This window comes from Agarivorans litoreus, from assembly GCF_019649015.1.
Lineage (GTDB): Bacteria > Pseudomonadota > Gammaproteobacteria > Enterobacterales > Celerinatantimonadaceae > Agarivorans > Agarivorans litoreus.
Genome location: NZ_BLPI01000001.1, coordinates 3082737 through 3099904, shown reverse-complemented (window position 1 = coordinate 3099904; position 17168 = coordinate 3082737). Strand labels below are relative to the sequence as shown.

At 44.8% G+C, this 17168-nt stretch carries 16 protein-coding genes; 6 read left to right on the top strand and 10 right to left on the bottom strand.

The window, feature by feature from the left end:
* The first annotated feature begins 72 nt into the window (after nucleotides 1-72).
* The gene (locus K5L93_RS14285) at nucleotides 73-327 is read left to right on the top strand and encodes a PKD domain-containing protein (protein ID WP_246615057.1); all 255 of its coding nucleotides are present in this window, start codon (nucleotides 73-75) and stop codon (nucleotides 325-327) included.
* Nucleotides 328-467: 140 nt separating this feature from the next.
* Here K5L93_RS14285 and K5L93_RS14280 read toward each other — a convergent pair whose 3' ends face one another.
* Nucleotides 468-1070, bottom strand: coding sequence for a sugar O-acetyltransferase (locus K5L93_RS14280; RefSeq protein ID WP_220720438.1), 603 nt, complete (start codon nucleotides 1068-1070; stop codon nucleotides 468-470).
* Nucleotides 1071-1564: 494 nt separating this feature from the next.
* On the opposite strand from K5L93_RS14280, the gene K5L93_RS14275 reads away from it, so the two are divergent.
* A complete protein-coding gene (locus tag K5L93_RS14275) occupies nucleotides 1565-2698 on the top strand; it encodes an acyltransferase family protein (protein WP_220720437.1) in 1134 nt (377 codons plus the stop codon).
* A 30-nt stretch (nucleotides 2699-2728) separates the two neighbouring features.
* Here the strand turns inward: K5L93_RS14275 and K5L93_RS14270 are convergent, their stop codons facing one another.
* From K5L93_RS14270 to K5L93_RS14260, 3 genes are all read right to left on the bottom strand, one after another.
* Nucleotides 2729-3247: a carbohydrate-binding protein gene (locus tag K5L93_RS14270; protein ID WP_220720436.1), complete on the bottom strand. Its 519-nt coding sequence runs from the start codon at nucleotides 3245-3247 to the stop codon at nucleotides 2729-2731.
* Nucleotides 3248-3688: 441 nt separating this feature from the next.
* Nucleotides 3689-4303, bottom strand: coding sequence for a CAP domain-containing protein (locus tag K5L93_RS14265; RefSeq protein WP_246615056.1), 615 nt, complete (start codon nucleotides 4301-4303; stop codon nucleotides 3689-3691).
* Nucleotides 4304-4568: 265 nt separating this feature from the next.
* Entirely contained in the window at nucleotides 4569-5030 is a 462-nt protein-coding gene (locus tag K5L93_RS14260; protein ID WP_220720435.1) for an NUDIX hydrolase, read from the bottom strand.
* Nucleotides 5031-5143: 113 nt separating this feature from the next.
* Here K5L93_RS14260 and K5L93_RS14255 point away from each other — a divergent pair, with 113 nt between their 5' ends.
* The 3 genes from K5L93_RS14255 to yghU all read left to right on the top strand — a co-directional run bounded on the left by K5L93_RS14255 (nucleotide 5144) and on the right by yghU (nucleotide 9601).
* Entirely contained in the window at nucleotides 5144-6445 is a 1302-nt protein-coding gene (locus tag K5L93_RS14255) for a DASH family cryptochrome (protein ID WP_220720434.1), read from the top strand.
* Nucleotides 6446-6537: 92 nt separating this feature from the next.
* Nucleotides 6538-8382 carry an NAD nucleotidase gene (gene nadN / locus K5L93_RS14250; RefSeq protein ID WP_220720433.1) on the top strand — a complete coding sequence of 615 codons (1845 nt, stop codon included), beginning with the start codon at nucleotides 6538-6540 and terminating at the stop codon, nucleotides 8380-8382.
* Nucleotides 8383-8743: 361 nt separating this feature from the next.
* Nucleotides 8744-9601: a glutathione-dependent disulfide-bond oxidoreductase gene (gene yghU / locus K5L93_RS14245; protein ID WP_220720432.1), complete on the top strand. Its 858-nt coding sequence runs from the start codon at nucleotides 8744-8746 to the stop codon at nucleotides 9599-9601.
* A gap of 78 nt (nucleotides 9602-9679) precedes the next feature.
* On the opposite strand, the gene K5L93_RS14240 is transcribed toward yghU, so the two are convergent.
* From K5L93_RS14240 to ygiD, 3 genes are all read right to left on the bottom strand, one after another.
* Nucleotides 9680-11044 (bottom strand): glycoside hydrolase family 30 protein, encoded by a 1365-nt coding sequence (locus tag K5L93_RS14240; RefSeq protein WP_220720431.1) that lies wholly within the window; start codon nucleotides 11042-11044, stop codon nucleotides 9680-9682.
* A 243-nt stretch (nucleotides 11045-11287) separates the two neighbouring features.
* Nucleotides 11288-12256 (bottom strand): glutathione S-transferase family protein, encoded by a 969-nt coding sequence (locus K5L93_RS14235; RefSeq protein WP_220720430.1) that lies wholly within the window; start codon nucleotides 12254-12256, stop codon nucleotides 11288-11290.
* 20 nt (nucleotides 12257-12276) lie between these two features.
* On the bottom strand, nucleotides 12277-13098 hold the full coding sequence (ygiD, locus tag K5L93_RS14230; protein ID WP_220720429.1) for a 4,5-DOPA-extradiol-dioxygenase: 822 nt from the start codon (nucleotides 13096-13098) through the stop codon (nucleotides 12277-12279).
* 148 nt (nucleotides 13099-13246) lie between these two features.
* On the opposite strand from ygiD, the gene K5L93_RS14225 reads away from it, so the two are divergent.
* The gene (locus K5L93_RS14225; RefSeq protein WP_220720428.1) at nucleotides 13247-14158 is read left to right on the top strand and encodes a LysR family transcriptional regulator; all 912 of its coding nucleotides are present in this window, start codon (nucleotides 13247-13249) and stop codon (nucleotides 14156-14158) included.
* A 24-nt stretch (nucleotides 14159-14182) separates the two neighbouring features.
* Here K5L93_RS14225 and arsB read toward each other — a convergent pair whose 3' ends face one another.
* The 3 genes from arsB to K5L93_RS14210 form a co-directional block, all read right to left on the bottom strand.
* Complete coding sequence (gene arsB, locus K5L93_RS14220) at nucleotides 14183-15199, bottom strand: ACR3 family arsenite efflux transporter (protein WP_220720427.1); 1017 nt, start codon at nucleotides 15197-15199, stop codon at nucleotides 14183-14185.
* A 53-nt stretch (nucleotides 15200-15252) separates the two neighbouring features.
* The gene (locus K5L93_RS14215; RefSeq protein ID WP_220720426.1) at nucleotides 15253-15579 is read right to left on the bottom strand and encodes a metalloregulator ArsR/SmtB family transcription factor; all 327 of its coding nucleotides are present in this window, start codon (nucleotides 15577-15579) and stop codon (nucleotides 15253-15255) included.
* A gap of 80 nt (nucleotides 15580-15659) precedes the next feature.
* A complete protein-coding gene (locus K5L93_RS14210; RefSeq protein WP_220720425.1) occupies nucleotides 15660-16946 on the bottom strand; it encodes a DEAD/DEAH box helicase in 1287 nt (428 codons plus the stop codon).
* Nucleotides 16947-17168: the final 222 nt, after the last annotated feature.

Genomic DNA, 17168 nt, shown 5'->3' with positions numbered 1-17168 from the left:
CACCAAAGATCAACAGACCCTAGGCACCAGCCAAGCATTGGCGCATGGTTTAATCGTAGATCCAGCAACACCATGGGATGTAGCCACAAGCAGGCCAGGGCAAGCAGCCAAGGTTTAACTGCCAGCTTCGACGCTAGCAGCTCTAGCGATGCGGAAAACAATACTCTTAGTTATCAATGGGACTTTAGTGATGGTTATACAGACACTGGCGTTACTGCTGACCACGACTATGGAGCGGCCGGTAGCTACGCGGTGGTACTCACTGTCTCAGACGGTTTGTTAGCAACCAACAGTAACCATAAGGGCCTGCAGATTAATTTGGCCTAGTAACTTGACTTAGCAACTGCAGAAACCCTGCAAACCATGGCATTTTGGCTAATTTAGACCTTGCTCAACTTGCTGCCTGCATCCAAGTCTTAAATATTCAAGCTTTAAACAACCAAGCTCGGGGCACCAGTAAGAGAAGGTTATTGTTCATCCTCAAAAGCTAAGTTTTTGTAATAAAACTGCTTATCGCGCTCACTAATCTCACGCAATACTTTACAGGGGTTACCTACTGCCACCACGTTAGCAGGTATATCTTTAGTCACCACACTGCCCGCCCCAATAACACTATTTTCACCTATGCTAATGCCTGGCAATACTACCGAGTTTGCACCTATCCATACATTACGCCCAATAGTAATGGGCACATTAAACTGCGCTGCTTGCTGGCGTGGCTTAGGGTGTATTGGGTGGCCTGCGGTTGCTAAGGTAACATTGGGCCCAATCATGGTGTAATCGCCAATGTAGATATGCGTATCGTCTACTAAGGTGAGGTTAAAGTTAGCGTAAACCTTATTACCTAAGTGAGTATGCTTTCCCCAGTTGGCCTGCAATGGCGGCTCTATCATGCAATCTTCGCCCACTTCAGCAAAAATCTGTTTAAGTAACTTAGCACGTCGTTCTATTTCGGAAGGCCGACTATGGTTGTAATCGTAAATCACTTCTTGGCATTGGGTTTGCTCTGCAAAAGTCGCGTCATCAAAATAGTAAATTTGCTGAGTGTGCTTTTTGTCTATCTTTGCCATCACTAACTACCTCTTAACGCCCAATCTGTAACACTAAGTGAACTTACATTTGCTAGAAAGCGCACTCAAGATTTCGTTGAACAGGCTCAACTAAACAAGCCTAAACCTCACTTGATAAACTAGAAAACTGTAACAAAAGGAGTTGTTTTTAACTCAACCTGAGTTCAAATATCAAGTGTTTTAGCGGTGCGCTTAGTTAGCCGGTTAAAACATCAAACACATCCCCAAAAATCGCAAGAACACGTTTTTAGGAGTAAGCCCTATCTTATTAGAACGGCCCATTCGCATTCACTCTAAGCAGTAACAGTAGCACTAACAATATCAACTAATAATACTCAAACAATCAGCAAACACCTTGAACCTGTTAACAAAAGCATTAAATTGGTTCACCAAATACAATAAGAAAGCGTTCAATCACAAAATTAAGTGACTAAAAACCTTACTATTCCAACTATCTAGCGCCAATAAAGCAGCTAATCGATAAGGAAAAGTGTTTGACTCTCTCTTGTAACCTCAACCAACAGCAATCGCTTTTTTTCAGTTACGCCAAAGCATTAGGCATTATAGCCGTGGTTATGGGGCACTATTCTTGGACGCCCATCACTAGCTTTCATGTTTACCTATTTCACATGCCATTGTTCTTTTTTATTGGTGGGCTATTGGCTACGCCGATCAGCTCATCACTAAAAAGCTGGTGTGCTAAGTGGCTTAGGCAGTATTTGGGATACCTGCTGCTTTGGTACATCATTATTGCCGCGCTTACTAGCCTGATAAAACACTATGTAGACACCCAAATTGTGCTTAGTTTAGGGCAAGGTTGGTGGTTGCTTCACCTCCCCTTACGTTACAACTTCCATAATAATTCGCTGTTCATGGTGGCATGGTTCATCTTAAGTTATGGCTTGGCCAGCCTGATATTTCGTGTAAGCATTAGCTTGTTGGGGGCTTACTTACAGTCACACGTGGTTAAGTCTCTGTTGGTGGTGAGCTTGGTTGGTTTAGGTTTTGTAGCTGCAAACTATGGTGGGCCAATCTACAATGCAGACCGCTCTCAGTGGTATCTCAACGTAGCCACACAGACCAGTGTAGGCTTAAGCTTTATGGCGCTAGGTTTTGCCTTTCGCCCCTACCTTAAATTACTCGGTAATTTGGCCTTGTTTTGCGCCGCAGCAAGCATACTTATTACCTTTGTGGCCAACGGCAGTTTTAGCGAATTAGGCATGTCTTGGAGTGAATACCCCAATGGCTACCTAATTCATTTATGCTCGGCGTTAATAGGCATTTATTGTCTACTGGCTGTTGCCTACATGCTAAGTTTACTCCGAAAAAGCACTTGGCTCTGCACTGTTGGGCTGCACTCTAAAGACATTATGACCATGCACTTACTGTGTTTTGTGTTGATAGACTTAATTATGGTAAGGCTAGGTTTGATGGACAGCACCGAGATATCAGCACTTAACCATTATAGTTCGGAAAATACTTGGTTGCTCTACATGTTAGCAGGCTTAGGGCTACCCATGTTGTTTGCGACTTTACTTAAGCAATGTTCAAACAAACTTATAAAACCACTATGGCAAACCATAGCTGCTACACCAGGTAGCATCAGCAAACTAAAACAGGGCCAATAAATGGCCCTAACAACTATGGCTTAAACGGGTTTACTCGGCCAGTTCACCCATTTTGTTAAGTTCAAAATACTGTAAGTTCCACTGCCAATCATCACTACCAGCACCTAATACTCGCACCTCTTGGCTGCCTGCTTTTAGTGGTATTTGAGCATCACTTTTTACAATACTGTAGTTATCCCAACCTTTTGCGTTAACAGTTGTTGCGCCGTAGGATACCCACTTACCATCTTGTTTAACTTGAAACTCAACCGCAGATCCCTGCGCGGTTGCGGTAGCAATATTAAAACTCAAGTCATAAACACCATTTTCCGCAACATTGATGTTGTAACCAACTAGGTCACCTTTATTTACGTAGTTAATCGCCTTTTTGCCCTTGATCGTATAGGTACTAACAGGCTTAGCCTGCCCGTCGGCATAGTCACCTTTAGCATAGGCAAAACTATCGGCAGCTACCCGAATGGTTTCTGCAAGCGCAGTACCCGTCATCAAACTTGCGCCAGCAAATACTAATACAGGTAATACAGCTGCTTTTTTAAGTGGATATTTCATGGTCATTCCTTGTATTTATGGTTATTAGCCAGTCTCATTGGCTATAAATAAAAGCCCGAGTATCTGCCACTGCACACCACGACTACACCAAGGCTATTGATATTTACATCATGATATTAGCAACCAAACTCTCACTTTGGTTGATCTTTGATCACAATTTAACCACCAATACTCAAAATTGGTTTACCTAAAATCGAAAAACTTGGAAAGGTATGATTAAAAATTGTTTACTCTCAGAGTTTAACGCTCAATAAATGCGCAGCCACTGATGTTTACCAAAACAACAAAAGGGCGATATGTTCAGCTTTAAAAGCCTTATTTATTCTTGGCAATTTTAGATAGTGCTTTAGCATGTTCAGAGACAAACTAGATTAGCGGCATGATTTCTAACGGTGGTTAACTTCAAGCTATTTGTTAGGAGCAATCAAGCCGCTAACTTAACTAACGCTGCGCACCAAAAACTTGAGTCCAATAAATGCCATAACTGCTGCTGGCATTTTCGGCCTTTGCGGCGCCTAACTCGGTGTAGTTCGCATTCATAATATTGGCACAATGGCCACTGCTTTGAAGCCAACCATTCATTGCAGCCTCCACCGAGCGCTGCCCAGCGGCGATGTTTTCTCCCACATAAGACCAACTGTAGCCCTGAGCACTAGCTCGAGTAGCAGAGCTTGAGCCATCTAAGCCGGTGTGAGAAAAGAAGTCATAGTTAGCCATGTTATTAGAGTGTTCTTCAGCAGCCAATTGCAAAGACAGGTTCGAGCTTAAAGGCGCAACTGCCGGGAAAAACGTACTGCCACAATTACGGCCTTCACCGCGTGCTTGATTAACTAAGCGCAACATACTGGCTTGTAATGAATTATCTACCGGTTCACTAGGATCTGGATCAACCGGCTCATTGGGCTGCTCTGGTGCTGTTGGTTCTGTTGGCTCAACTGGGTTGACCGGAGTCACCTCTTCATCCGACTGAGGTTCTGGCGAATCGCTTGAGCCTCCACAGCCACTAAGTGCAAGTAACAACAACCAAGACAAAGGTAATACTTTAGAGAAATACATCTACAAACCTATAAGATGAGGAAGCGAACATCGCCCAAAAACAGAACAACTCAATTCGCTAAAGCTTAATTAAAACCATGCTTTAGGCTCACTTGAACGGAAAACCTCTAAATTTGTAGTATCTTCATAACAAGTTACAAGTGCACTAAACGCATGCCAAATAGATAGTACAAATTCATAAATAACATACACTTAGACTAACATTTGCAGAGATGGTTAATCAAAGAATCATCATTAACCATACTTGCCGCACCTGGTTCATTCGCTAACTAAGTGAGCTTATATCTACCTCAAACAAAGGGTGGGGTTTGTTTAAAACAAAGCTCTGCCAAACCTGTTGATACACTTCTCGCTGATTTGGAAATGGCACTAAGTCACAGGCTTCTTGCAAGCTACACCAGCGAAATTCACTATGCTCATGGTTCAACACTACCGCCTGCTCAGCCGGGCAAAACACCACAAATACCGGAATAATTTGCATCACGTTTACATTAGCTTCAAAAAACTGCTCAAGAATTTGGCCGTTATATAGCTGTTTCACCTCAATGTGGGTTTCTTCGTTAAACTCTCGAATTATCGCCTGCCAGGCTTTTTCGTCCCCTTCAATATGCCCCGCTACATGGCACCAATAATTGCCCTTAGTTCGCTTCATTAGCAACATTTTGGTTTCACCGTCGAATTGCGACAAAGCCACGCCAGCCACTATCGAAGTATTCAAAGGGATCATGGTAATTTCCTATGGTAAAAGAAAAACTAAGCAGCCAAACACTCGCCAGATTAAACTGAATAACAAGCAGATACGTAAACCCATTTATTAACCACAAATTTTGGAAAGCAAAAATGCGACTAGGGCTGTTTATTTTCGATAACGATTGTAGAGTGCAAGACAACCCTGCACTTAAACAACTCGCGCGGCAAGTTGACCAGCTCATTTGCGTTTACATAAACCAAGCCACTAGCCCCTTTGTTCAGCACTTCAGCCAAACCAAAATCAGCTTGTCCAAACAGGCCTACTTAAACCAGACCTTAAGTGAACTCAATCTTAGCTTAAATCAACTTGGCCAACAGCTGTTTGTCGAACATGGTTGTTTCGAGCAGCAAGTCGCCCTTTACCTTCAACACTATCGCATCACCGATATTGGCAGAAGTGTGCACCCAGGCAGTGACGAAGCCAAGCAATGGCTTGCCCTGCAACTTGCCTATCCGCAGATCCGCTTTCACTCCGCCAGCAGTAACAGCTTATTTGAGAAACAGCAATTACCTTTTGATTTAAGCAACCTACCAACAAGCTTCACGCCCTTTCGTAAGCAAGTAGAAGAGCTTACGATAGCAGAGCCCTTAGCCATCTTACAGCAGCTACCTAAAGTGCCAAGTAACTTAAGCCCTGCACCGCTAAATAAACTGCAAGAACATCATTCAAGCGATTTTCAAGCAGGTGAGCAAGCGGCTTGTCATCATCTTGAGCATTACTTTTCAACCACTGCTGCAAGCCACTACAAACAAACCCGTAACGCCCTAAGCGGCGAGCTGTTCTCAACTGGCTTTTCGCCGTTTCTCGCCCATGGCGCTGTTAGCCCTAGGCAAGTTTTACAGGCTTTAGGTAATTACGAGGCAAAGCACGGCGCTAATGAATCCAGCTATTGGATTTACTTTGAACTGCTTTGGCGCGAGTACTTTTATTGGTATGCCCGCGCGCATGGCAGCAAGCTGTTTAGTTTTTCTGGGGTTAACGGTAAAACCTTACATACCAGTTTTTACGCCCAGCGCTTTAAGCAATGGTGCGAGGGCAATACGGCCTACCCTTTGGTAAATGCGCTAATGCATCAGCTAAACAGCAGTGGATGGATGTCGAACCGAGGCCGACAAATTGTCGCTAGCTGCCTAGTAAACGAACTGCAAGTAGACTGGCGCTACGGCGCGGCCTACTTTGAACAACGTTTGATTGATTACGATGTAGCTAGTAACTGGGGGAATTGGCAATACATTGCAGGAGTAGGCGCAGACCCACGTGGTGGTCGCCACTTCGACATCGATAAACAAAGCAAAATGTTTGACCCAAATAAGCAATTTATTAAACGTTGGCAGGGTGAGCTAGGGAGCTTATCAAGCGACCATACCAACATGGTTGACTGGCCAGTTTAGCCACCGACATAAAACTAACAAAAATAGTTCATCTATGGTTCATCTAAACTCTCTAGTGTTTAGAGTTTTCTATCTAAACGGAGTTAGTAAAGATGAATTTTCGCAAGGAATGGTTAGCCCTTCTTCCCCTTAGTGTTGCTTTAGTTGCCTGTAATGACAACGACAGTACTCCAAGCCCTCAGCCACTTAGCATTAACGTACTGCATATCAACGATCACCACTCTCATTTACAAGCTGATAGCGGTATAGACTTAAACCTAGCGGGCGAAGCAACGCGAGTTTCGGTAGGCGGTTTTCCAAAAGTTGTGGCGAAAATCAATGAACTAGCCGCAAGTAAAGACAATGTATTAAAGCTGCACGCGGGTGACGCAATTACCGGCGATCTTTACTACACCCTATTTAAAGGCGAAGCCGATGCAGCCTTAATGAACGAAGTGTGTTTTGACGCTTTCGCTTTAGGTAATCACGAATTTGATGGCGGCGATGCTGGCTTAAAAACCTTCTTAGAGTTTTTATATAGCCCAACTTGCCAAACCCAAGTATTGGCAGCCAACGTAGAGCCTGAAGTTGGCGTATCGCCGCTTGCTCCAACTACCCGTTGGGATTACTTCCAGCCATACATGATTAAGTCATTTGGCGATGCCAAGGTGGGTATTATCGGCATCGACATTGCCACTAAAACTAAAAACTCTTCAAGCCCTGACGCCACCACTCAGTTTCATGATGAAACCAGCACGGCGCAAATGTACATCGACGAGCTAAAAGAAAAAGGCGTTAACAACATCATTTTGTTAACTCACTATCAGTACAAAAACGACCTAGAGCTAGCCGCAAAACTGACTGACGTAGATGTGATCATTGGTGGCGACTCACACACCCTATTAGGTGACTTTGAAGAACTAGGCCTAAACAGCGCAGGTGACTACCCAACCATGGTAAGCAACTTAGACGGCGACCCAGTATGTGTTGCCCAAGCTTGGCAATACTCAGCGGTAGTGGGTGATTTAGCTGTAACCTTCGACGGCAACGGCAAACTAGAAAGCTGTGCAGGTACCCCTCACCTATTGCTAGCAGATAGCTTTAAGCGCAAAGACACTAACGGTGACCGCGTTGAGCTTACCGGTGCAACTCGCACTGCAGTTACCGACGCAGTAGCCGCCAATCCTAACTTATCGATTGTTACAGCCGACGCTAATGCTGCAGATTTACTAGCTGTTTATGCCGAAGAAGTGGACTTACTAAAACAATCAGTAGTAGGCGAAGTGGCACAAAACCTATGTTTTGAGCGCATCCCAGGCCAAGGCCGTAGCACCTTGTGTGATGTATCGGCCACCAGCGCTAATGGTTCAGATATATCAAACCTGGTAGCTCAAGCCTTTTTGGAGCAAGCCGTACGTGGCGACGTAGCCATTCAAAATGCCGGCGGCGTGCGTAACGACGTACCACAAGGCGATTACACCATTGGCGATGCTTACACCTTACTGCCTTTCGCGAATACCTTGGTGTATTTGGAAATGACTGGCGCAGAAATCAAAACGGTACTTAACGAAGCAGTAGATTACTCGCTAGATCCAGAAGGCTCTACTGGCGCTTACCCTTACGCTGCTGGTTTACGTTACAAGGTGGATATGTCGCAAGCTGCTGGCTCTCGTTTATACGACGTAGAAGTAAAAGCGAAAGGCACCACCGATTGGATAGCCTTAGCCGATAGTGACAGCTTCACAGTGGTAACCAATAACTACATTGCTGGCGGCCGCGATGGATACTTTAGCTTTGCCGACATCTCTGCTGATGAGAGTAAATTTGAAGATAGCTTTTTAGACTACGCGCAATCATTTGTTGATTACGTAGAACGTAATGGAACCATCGACAAGCTGCCGCTAGAAAGCTACAGCACCCAAATGTTCTACGACACCGATAGCAACCTGCAAAACTAAGCTAAGCGCCTTCTAGTTAAATATAAGCCCGCTACTTAGCGGGCTTTTTGTTGTTTTCTACTCAATGTTTATTGGGCGCCTCATTGAACGTCGAGATATTAATCACCAATACGAACTCTCTAGAAAAACCTGGCTAACAGTTCATTTAGCTGTTCGCTTTAGGACATAAACAATAAAACGCGAGTCCCTCGGAATATATTTCAATCTTCACAGCCCCTTAAGGTAAAGTGTTAAAACAATATCCGCTTCCAATAGAATTTTTTTATCAGTTAACGGTTCTTATAGTTACCCTAGATCTTTTAACGCCAATACTTGCCAGCATATTTATGCTGTTAGCAGAAAAATCAGTTAAGGAGCAGTAATGACTTCAGAATTTATACCACCGAAAGTTTGGACTATGGACAGCGAAAGTGGTGGTCAGTGGGCAAGCATTAATCGGCCCGATTCAGGCGCACGGCATGAGAAAACCCTAGCTGTGGGCGCCAACCCTTTACAGCTGCATTCGTTAGCTACACCCAATGGGCAAAAAGTGACGATAATGCTGGAAGAGTTGCTGGCACTAGGCATTAAAGAGGCAGAGTACGACGCCTACTTAATAAACATTGGAGAAGGCGACCAATTCTCTTCTGGCTTTGTGGATATTAATCCAAATTCCAAAATTCCGGCTTTAAGCGACCATTCCGGGGACACACCTATTCGAGTATTTGAGTCGGGGGCTATTTTACTGTATTTAGCTGAAAAATTTGGCCACCTGCTGCCTAAAGACCTGGCCACACGTACCGAAACCATGAACTGGCTATTTTGGCTACAAGGTTCTGCTCCTTATTTAGGTGGCGGCTTTGGTCATTTTTATGCCTATGCGCCAGAAAAATACGAATACCCCATTAATCGCTTCACTATGGAAGCTAAACGTCAGCTAGATGTATTAGATAAACGCCTCGCCAATAATCAGTACTTGGGCGGCAGCGAATATAGCATCGCTGATATTGCTACTTGGCCTTGGTATGGCAACGTTGTGCTTAACACCGTTTATGAAGCGGCAGAGTTTTTAGACGCCGCAAGCTACACCAATGTAATGCGCTGGGCTAAAGAGATAGAACAACGCCCTGCTGTGCAACGTGGCCGTATTGTTAACCGGGTATGGGGCGAAGAATGGGAGCAACTGGCAGAGCGCCACAGCGCGGCAGATATTGATGCGGTATTAAGTAAAAAGCCTTAAGCTCAATCGCCCACTAAAAAAGCACCCTAGGGTGCTTTTTTACACGATAAGATTTACGTTCAATAAGCCAACAGGTGGCTATGCTTTTAACACAAAAGTACTGATCGAGTTATTCGCTAAAGACAGCTCTGCGCCTAAACCATCAACCACCAAAGTAAGCTTGGCTACATGTCCTTCATTTTGAACCACCACTACTCGCTCACCGTTGCTATTTTCAAAACTTACTGCATGCAAATTGTCGCCGATTACTTGGGTTTTAATGCGCCTAGCGCCAATCTCAACATAGCGAGATAAATGGCCAATGTAGTAATATGAATTATTATAAATCAGTGACTTAGTCTGGCGATTATACATAATGGGCGCTTCGCAGAAATTCTCTACATGATTTGGACCACCTTGCTCATTTAACAACAAATTCCAATCAATCCAGCCCTCTGAATAGTTGTTAAAATCACCAATAATGTTTCTGCCATAACGCTCACCATTACCCCAAGCACCTAAGTAGCCACTTTTATCATTCTTATCTACCGAGGTATCGGTTAGCTCCACACAACCTTCGGTAAAGATAATATGAGTATCTGGATAAAGGTGATGCACCATAGAGAGATTTTCGAAATCTTCACTCACATACCAATGATTGCCCACGCCCCACACATACTTAGCTGCCTCTGGATCACTTAATACAATGGCTGTTCGCTGCACCATCACATCACGATTATGGTCCCAAATAACAATGGCTTTATCTTGATAGCCTGCGGCATGCATTGTTGGGCCAAGGTAATCTTTGATAAAGTCGCGCTCTTCCTCTGCGGTATAAAAACACGAGTCCCAGATTTGGTCGGCTTCTGGCTCATTTTGAATACTAATGCCCCAAATAGGCACGCCACGTAGCTCCATCTGTTCGATAAATTTGGTGTAATAATTCGCCCAAGATTGCTGATATTCGGCCAACAGTTTTCCGCCGTAATTCATTTCACCGTTAGATTTCATAAATGCCGGCGGGCTCCAAGGCGATGCCAACAAAGTAATGGGCTGCCCAGCCTGTTCAGCAGCCCGCTTGATCATGGGAATAACCCATTGCTCCTCGTGAGAAAGATCAAAGCTTTTAAGCTCACTATCCCCTTCTTCAATATAGGTGTAATTGCCTAAAGCAAAATCACAGGAATGAATAGCAACCCGCCCTAATACGTAACCTAAGCCCTGTTCTTTATCAAAATAAGCCTTAATAAATTCTTCTTGTAAGGCCTCTGGCATCTCGTAAAAGGTGCTGGCTGCCGCTTCGGTAAATGCGCCACCAAAGCCGATATGGCTTTGAAATCTCTCTTTCGAGTTAACCGCAATCATCGATTGCTGCACTTTGTAATGAGACTTAAACTCCACTGGTGCCTTTTCTGCCCAACGCTCACCGGTGCGCTCCAGTGTTCTATAGTGTGTTGCTTTCATTAGCCCAACCTTATTTACCTAAACTGCCCACAGACTATAATGAAAGCGCTTTCTTTTTCAATCCTCCTGAATCACAAAATAAATAAACAGATAAAAAACAAAAAACGCCAAAATCCCTTTAAATAAAAGACCTAAAGTAGATATATTCAAGAGGACATATCGATGTATCGTCCTTTTGACAGCCCAAACAAAAGGAAGCGCTTACAAAACTGTTGTAAACACTACTTTGTTTAAGTGATAACACTAGGCTAGCGCCGCCATTAAAGCATCTATATGCGCAGGTCCTATTGGGCGCACTCCAGAAGGGTTTAAAGCCCTAATCGAATAATATCCGCGAGTAATATGGTCAATATTCACCGTCTCAGCCACACCAGGTATGGCTAATATTCGTTGCATGTACGCTGATAACTTGGGGTAATCGGCAACTTGTTTGCGATTAGTTTTAAAGAGGCCGTAATAGGCGACATCGAAACGTATTAACGTTACAAAGGTGCGAATATCGGTTTCGGTAAGCGTATCCCCAACTAAGTATTGCTGCTTTGCTAGCCTTTGTTCCAGCTCCTCTAATACTTCAAATACCCCCTTTACCGCTTCTTCGTAAGCCGTTTGCGACTGAGTAAAACCAGCTTTATAAACGCCGTTATTAAACTGGTGATAAATTCGCGTATTTAGGGCATCAATCTCTTCACTATGTTGCTCTGGATAAAGGCGAATTTTAGAGGGTGCTAATTCCTCAAAGGCGCTATCGAACATGCGCAGAATGTCAGCACTTTCGTTATTCACTATCACATTTTGCTGCATGTCCCAGAGCACTGGCACGGTGGCTCTTCCGGTAAAGTTAGGATCAGCCTGAGTATAAATTTGGTGTAGGTAATTAGCAGAGAACAACGGGTCTTGATCTGCACCTTGGTAGCCGCCAAAACGCCAACCTTGCGGGGTTAAACTAGGGTTAAGCACCGTAACAGGGATTAGCGCATCTAAGCCTTTTAACTTACGTGCAATCAGCGTGCGCGATGCCCAAGGGCAAATTAAGGCCACGTATAATCTGTAACGCCCAGCTTCGGCTTTAAAGCCACCCTCACCAGTTGGACCAGGGCTACCATCAGCGGTGATCCAATGGCGAAACCCAGAAGTTTGCCTAACAAAACGCCCCTGTTCATCCGCTTTTTGCAAAGGCTGCCAGTCTTCCGTCCATACTCCATTTACTAACATAAGTAACTCCTCATTCAATCTTAAACCTGATGAAAAACAAACGAGCGCATGGATAACGCACCAAGGTCAAAACCTTCGCTTACCACGCTTAAATGATCTTGTTTACTTGACGCACCAGCCACAGTAATCGCTGGGATATAGTGCTCTAAACTTGGGTTAGCCATGCGCATTAAGCCGCCCATGGCTGCTGGGTTGACTAAGTCAGAAAACTCTCGTTGTGCTAAGCGTTTAGCAAAAAAGGCATCAAACTCTTCTGCCCATTCATAAGGTTGGGAGCTGGGCTTTAGCGCCGCTAAATTATGTACAATATTGCCCGAGCCGATAATCATCACCCCTTGGCGACGCAGCACTGACAAGCTACGACCTAAAGCGAAGTGCCAGCTCAAGTTTTGTGAAACGTCGATAGAGAGCTGAAATACTGGAACATCTGCTGCTGGATACATCCATTTCAATACCGACCAAGCACCATGATCAAGCCCCCAGCTACTATCGGTTTGCAGCTGATGATCACTTAACAGCTCAGTGAGCTGCTGCGCCAACAAGGGGTTACCAATGGCAGGATAGCGCTCGGCAAATAAAGCATCAGGAAAGCCGTAAAAATCGTGAATGGTTTTAGGCTTGGCGGAGCTATCTACCAGATTTATTCCCTTGGTCATCCAGTGAGCGGAAATCATCAATATTGCCTGCGGCCTAGTTAAGGTTTGCCCAAGCTGCGACCAACTTTGGGTGAAGCGATTCTCCTCTAGGGCATTCATCGGATTGCCATGGCCAATAAACACCACCGGCATGGGTGGCGTCGTCGCTTTAGCACCAAGTATATTTAAGCTTTGCAGAGTAGCCATCTCGCTTCTTTCTCCCTTCGGCCCAGTGCCATTTGGCTTGAGCGAAGCATTAAACAGTAATGCAGCAATTATCAGCCTAAGAGATTCACCTCACAATGGAGAAGATATAGAATGACTATCCTTCATATGTTCTTAATAGGTAATTGGCATGGACTTGATTGACGGCTTAAAGGCATTTGTTGCTACGGCGCAAACCGGTTCATTTACCGAAGCGGCAAAACGCTTAGGCGTATCCAACCGACTCACCTCAAAATACGTAGCGGAATTAGAAACCAAGCTTGGCGCTCGCCTGTTACAACGCACTACCAGAAAAGTGGGGCTTACACCTTCGGGTCAGCAGCTACTTAATCGCGTGCCTGCCTTATTAGATGAATTGGATGATTTACTCACAGGCATTGGTGAAGAAGCGAAAGGCCTAAGCGGTATATTACGAATAGCTGCACCGGTTACTCTTGGTGAAATCTACATAAAAGGTTTATTGAGTCGCTTCGCGGCCACCCACCCTGAGCTAAGCATTGACCTACGCTTAAGTGACGAACATGTAGATCTAGCAAGTGATGGTTTCGACTTAGCGTTTCGAGTAGGCATGCCTGATGTAGTCACATTAAAAGCCCGCAAGCTGTTTGAATTTACCAGCCACTTGGTGGCCTCACCCGGCTACTTAAATCTTAAAGGCGCTCCCCTTACTCCTGATGACCTAGATGCCCATACTTGTATCATTGACACCAATAGGCGCAATGCTAAACGTTGGGTATTCCAGCAAAACGGCCAAGAATACACCTTTCATCCTTCACGAAACCTAATGGTGAATAGTGCCAATATTGCCCGAGACTGGGCAGTGGATGGTTGCGGAGTAGCACTATGCCCAAATTTTGTTTTACATAAAGAGCTAAGTGAAGGAAAGCTGGTGCGGCTGCTCGAAAACTACCAACTGCCAATGCATCCGCTGTTTGCGGTTTACCTAAACGGTAATGTGCTGCCTCGTAAGGTAAGAGCATTGATAGATTTTGCGGTGGAAGATGTTCAGAACAACCAAATTGTCACTCTCCCCACTGCTTAGAGCAGGGAGATAAGTCGACCTAGCTTAACTAAACCAATGGCGGGTGCGGTTAGCAAACCATACCAAAGAGAGCATTACCGGCACTTCAACCAATACACCAACTACGGTGGCTAGCGCAGCACCAGAGTGCAAACCAAACAACGATATGGCTACCGCTACTGCTAACTCAAAAAAGTTAGAGGTGCCAATCATGCAAGCTGGGGCAGCAATGTTATGTGGCAAACGCATGCGCTTGGCTAACCAATAAGCCAGCGCAAAAATGCCATAGGTTTGAATAAGCAAAGGAATAGCGATAAGAACAATGGCTTCAGGCTTGGCTAATATTGTTTCCGATTGAAAGCCAAACAACAACACTACAGTGGCCAGCAAACCAATAATCGACCAAGGCTTCATAGTGGCCAAAAACTGATTTAACCGTGAGTGGTCATTGCTTTTATCTAGCTTTTTACGGGTAATCGCCCCTGCTATTAGTGGTACTACAACGTACAATACCACCGACAATAGCAAGGTATTCCAAGGTACCTTAATATCACTCACCCCAAGCAAAAAGCCGGCTATTGGCGCAAAGGCAAAGATCATAATTACGTCGTTAATCGATACCTGCACTAAGGTATAGTTAGCGTCGCCTTTGGTAAGCTGGCTCCACACAAATACCATCGCAGTACACGGTGCTACGCCAAGCAAGATCATGCCAGCGATATATTCAGTCGCGGTGCTTGGGTCTACCCAATCGGCAAATATACCTTTAAAAAACAACCAGCCTAGCAACGCCATGCTAAAGGGTTTAATCAGCCAATTAATCACAATGGTAAGCAGCAAACCTTTTGGTTTTTTACCCACATCTTTAATCGATGAAAAATCAATTTGCACCATCATCGGATAAATCATTAGCCAAATAAGTAAGGCAATCACCAAGTTAACATGTGCAAACTCAAGGCCAGCCACTAGCGCAAATACCTCAGGCACTAGGCTACCGGCAGCAATGCCAACAACAATGGCTAAACCTACCCATACTGTTAAATATCGATCAAATAATCCCATTTTATTACCTTCTTCCCCAGCTACCTGTGTAGGTGGGTTCTGTGATTAATCCACTAACAAAGCCGTTGTTTATTCGCTTCAAAGCGCGCTAACTCTGCTTGGTAGTAGTCTTTGTTATTGGCTTGAGTCTCTCGCAACACCCGCTCGGCCCAGCTTGGTAACTCAGGGTGTAATTGGTAATACACCCACTTGCCGCGCCGCTGATCGAGCAATACTTGGCATTTGCGTAACTGCGCTAAATGGCGAGAAGTCTTTGGTTGGTCGAGCTGCAAGGCTTGCATCAAATCACAGACACAGGCCTCACCAGCCTCGGCAATAATCATTAAGGCTTTTAGGCGAACATCATCAGCGAGGCATTTATAAAATAATTGAGGATTCATCGCTCATATTCATTTATTTATATATGTGAAATTTTGCATGTGAAGGTAACCTTGTCAACGTCGCATTAACGATAACTTGTCTACCTTGTCCGCTTGTTACTTTTAGCACTCCTGCTAGAGCTTTTCCCACTGCGACTTCCTCGCCCTTTCGATTTACCTTTGTAATCCGCAACGGGATCTGGCTCAAAATTGCCATACACATCGTCGTCATCGCTAGGCGGTTCTGGCTGTTTTTGAGTAGGAGCAAAACGCGGAATAACATCCAATGTAAACTGGCGGCCAATCAGTCGTTCTATTGCCTTTAGCTGTTTAGATTCGTCTTCACTAAACAATGAAATCGCCAAACCAGAGGCTCCAGCACGCCCGGTGCGACCAATACGATGCACGTAGTCCTCTGCAACATAAGGTAAATCAACATTAATCACACATGGCAGTTGGCTAACATCAATGCCTCGCGAAGCGATATCGGTAGCCACCAGCACTTTTATGCTGCCACCTTTAAAGCCCTCTAAGGCATTGGTTCGCGCATGTTGGGTGCGGTTTGCATGAATAGATGCAGCCGTAATCCCCACATTCGCCAACTGAGAGACCAAAGCATCGGCACCGCGTTTAGTGCGACTAAACACCAGCACTTGCGGCCATTTATGCTTTTTAAGCAGGTGAATTAACAAGGCGTTTTTACGTGCTTTATCTACCGGATGAATACGCTGTTTAACCGTATCAACGGTGCTATTTACTGCGGTTACTTCAATAAGCTTGGGGTCATTAAGCATGCCCCTGGCTAGTGCCTTAATCGGTTGAGAAAAGGTGGCAGAGAACAGTAAAGTTTGGCGCAGTTTAGGCAGTAAGCTTTGAATACTCCGAATATCGTCGATAAAGCCTAAATCCAACATCCGGTCTGCTTCATCAAGCACTAAAATCTCAAGCTGCTCAAACTTAACAGCCTGTTGTTTATAAAGATCAAGCAATCTACCCGGCGTCGCCACCAGCACGTCTACTCCGTCTTGCAACTGAGCGATTTGCGGCTCAATCCTCACCCCACCAAATACCGCAGCAGTGCTAATGTTCATCTTGCTGCTGTAGTTTTTAACACTTTCGGCAACTTGTGCAGCCAGCTCTCGAGTTGGGGCAATCACTAATGCCCGCACCGCTAAAGCCTGTGGCTTGTTCCCACCCGCTAACAGCTGCACCATTGGCAAGGTAAAAGCGGCCGTTTTACCGGTGCCAGTTTGTGCTGCCGCCATAACATCACGCTGGCTTAACACAGCCGGAATCGCTTCAAGCTGTATTGATGACGGCGTGGTATAACCCTGCTCTGCAACAGCTTTTAGCAAAGCATCACACAAACCTAACGCACTAAACGACATAAACAAGCCTTATAAAACAAGGTGCTTTAATAAAAGCACTGTAATACTGGGAGTAAATACTCACCAGCTAAGCGGCTTAGTGTAACCGCCAAGGCCGTAAATACCACGCTAAAACCGTCGCCTATATCGCAAGTAAATATAAAAACATCACTCCCACTGTTATCAACGCCAGCCACTTCTCAATAATGATCCAAACTACTATTTTCAAAAACCTCACTAATT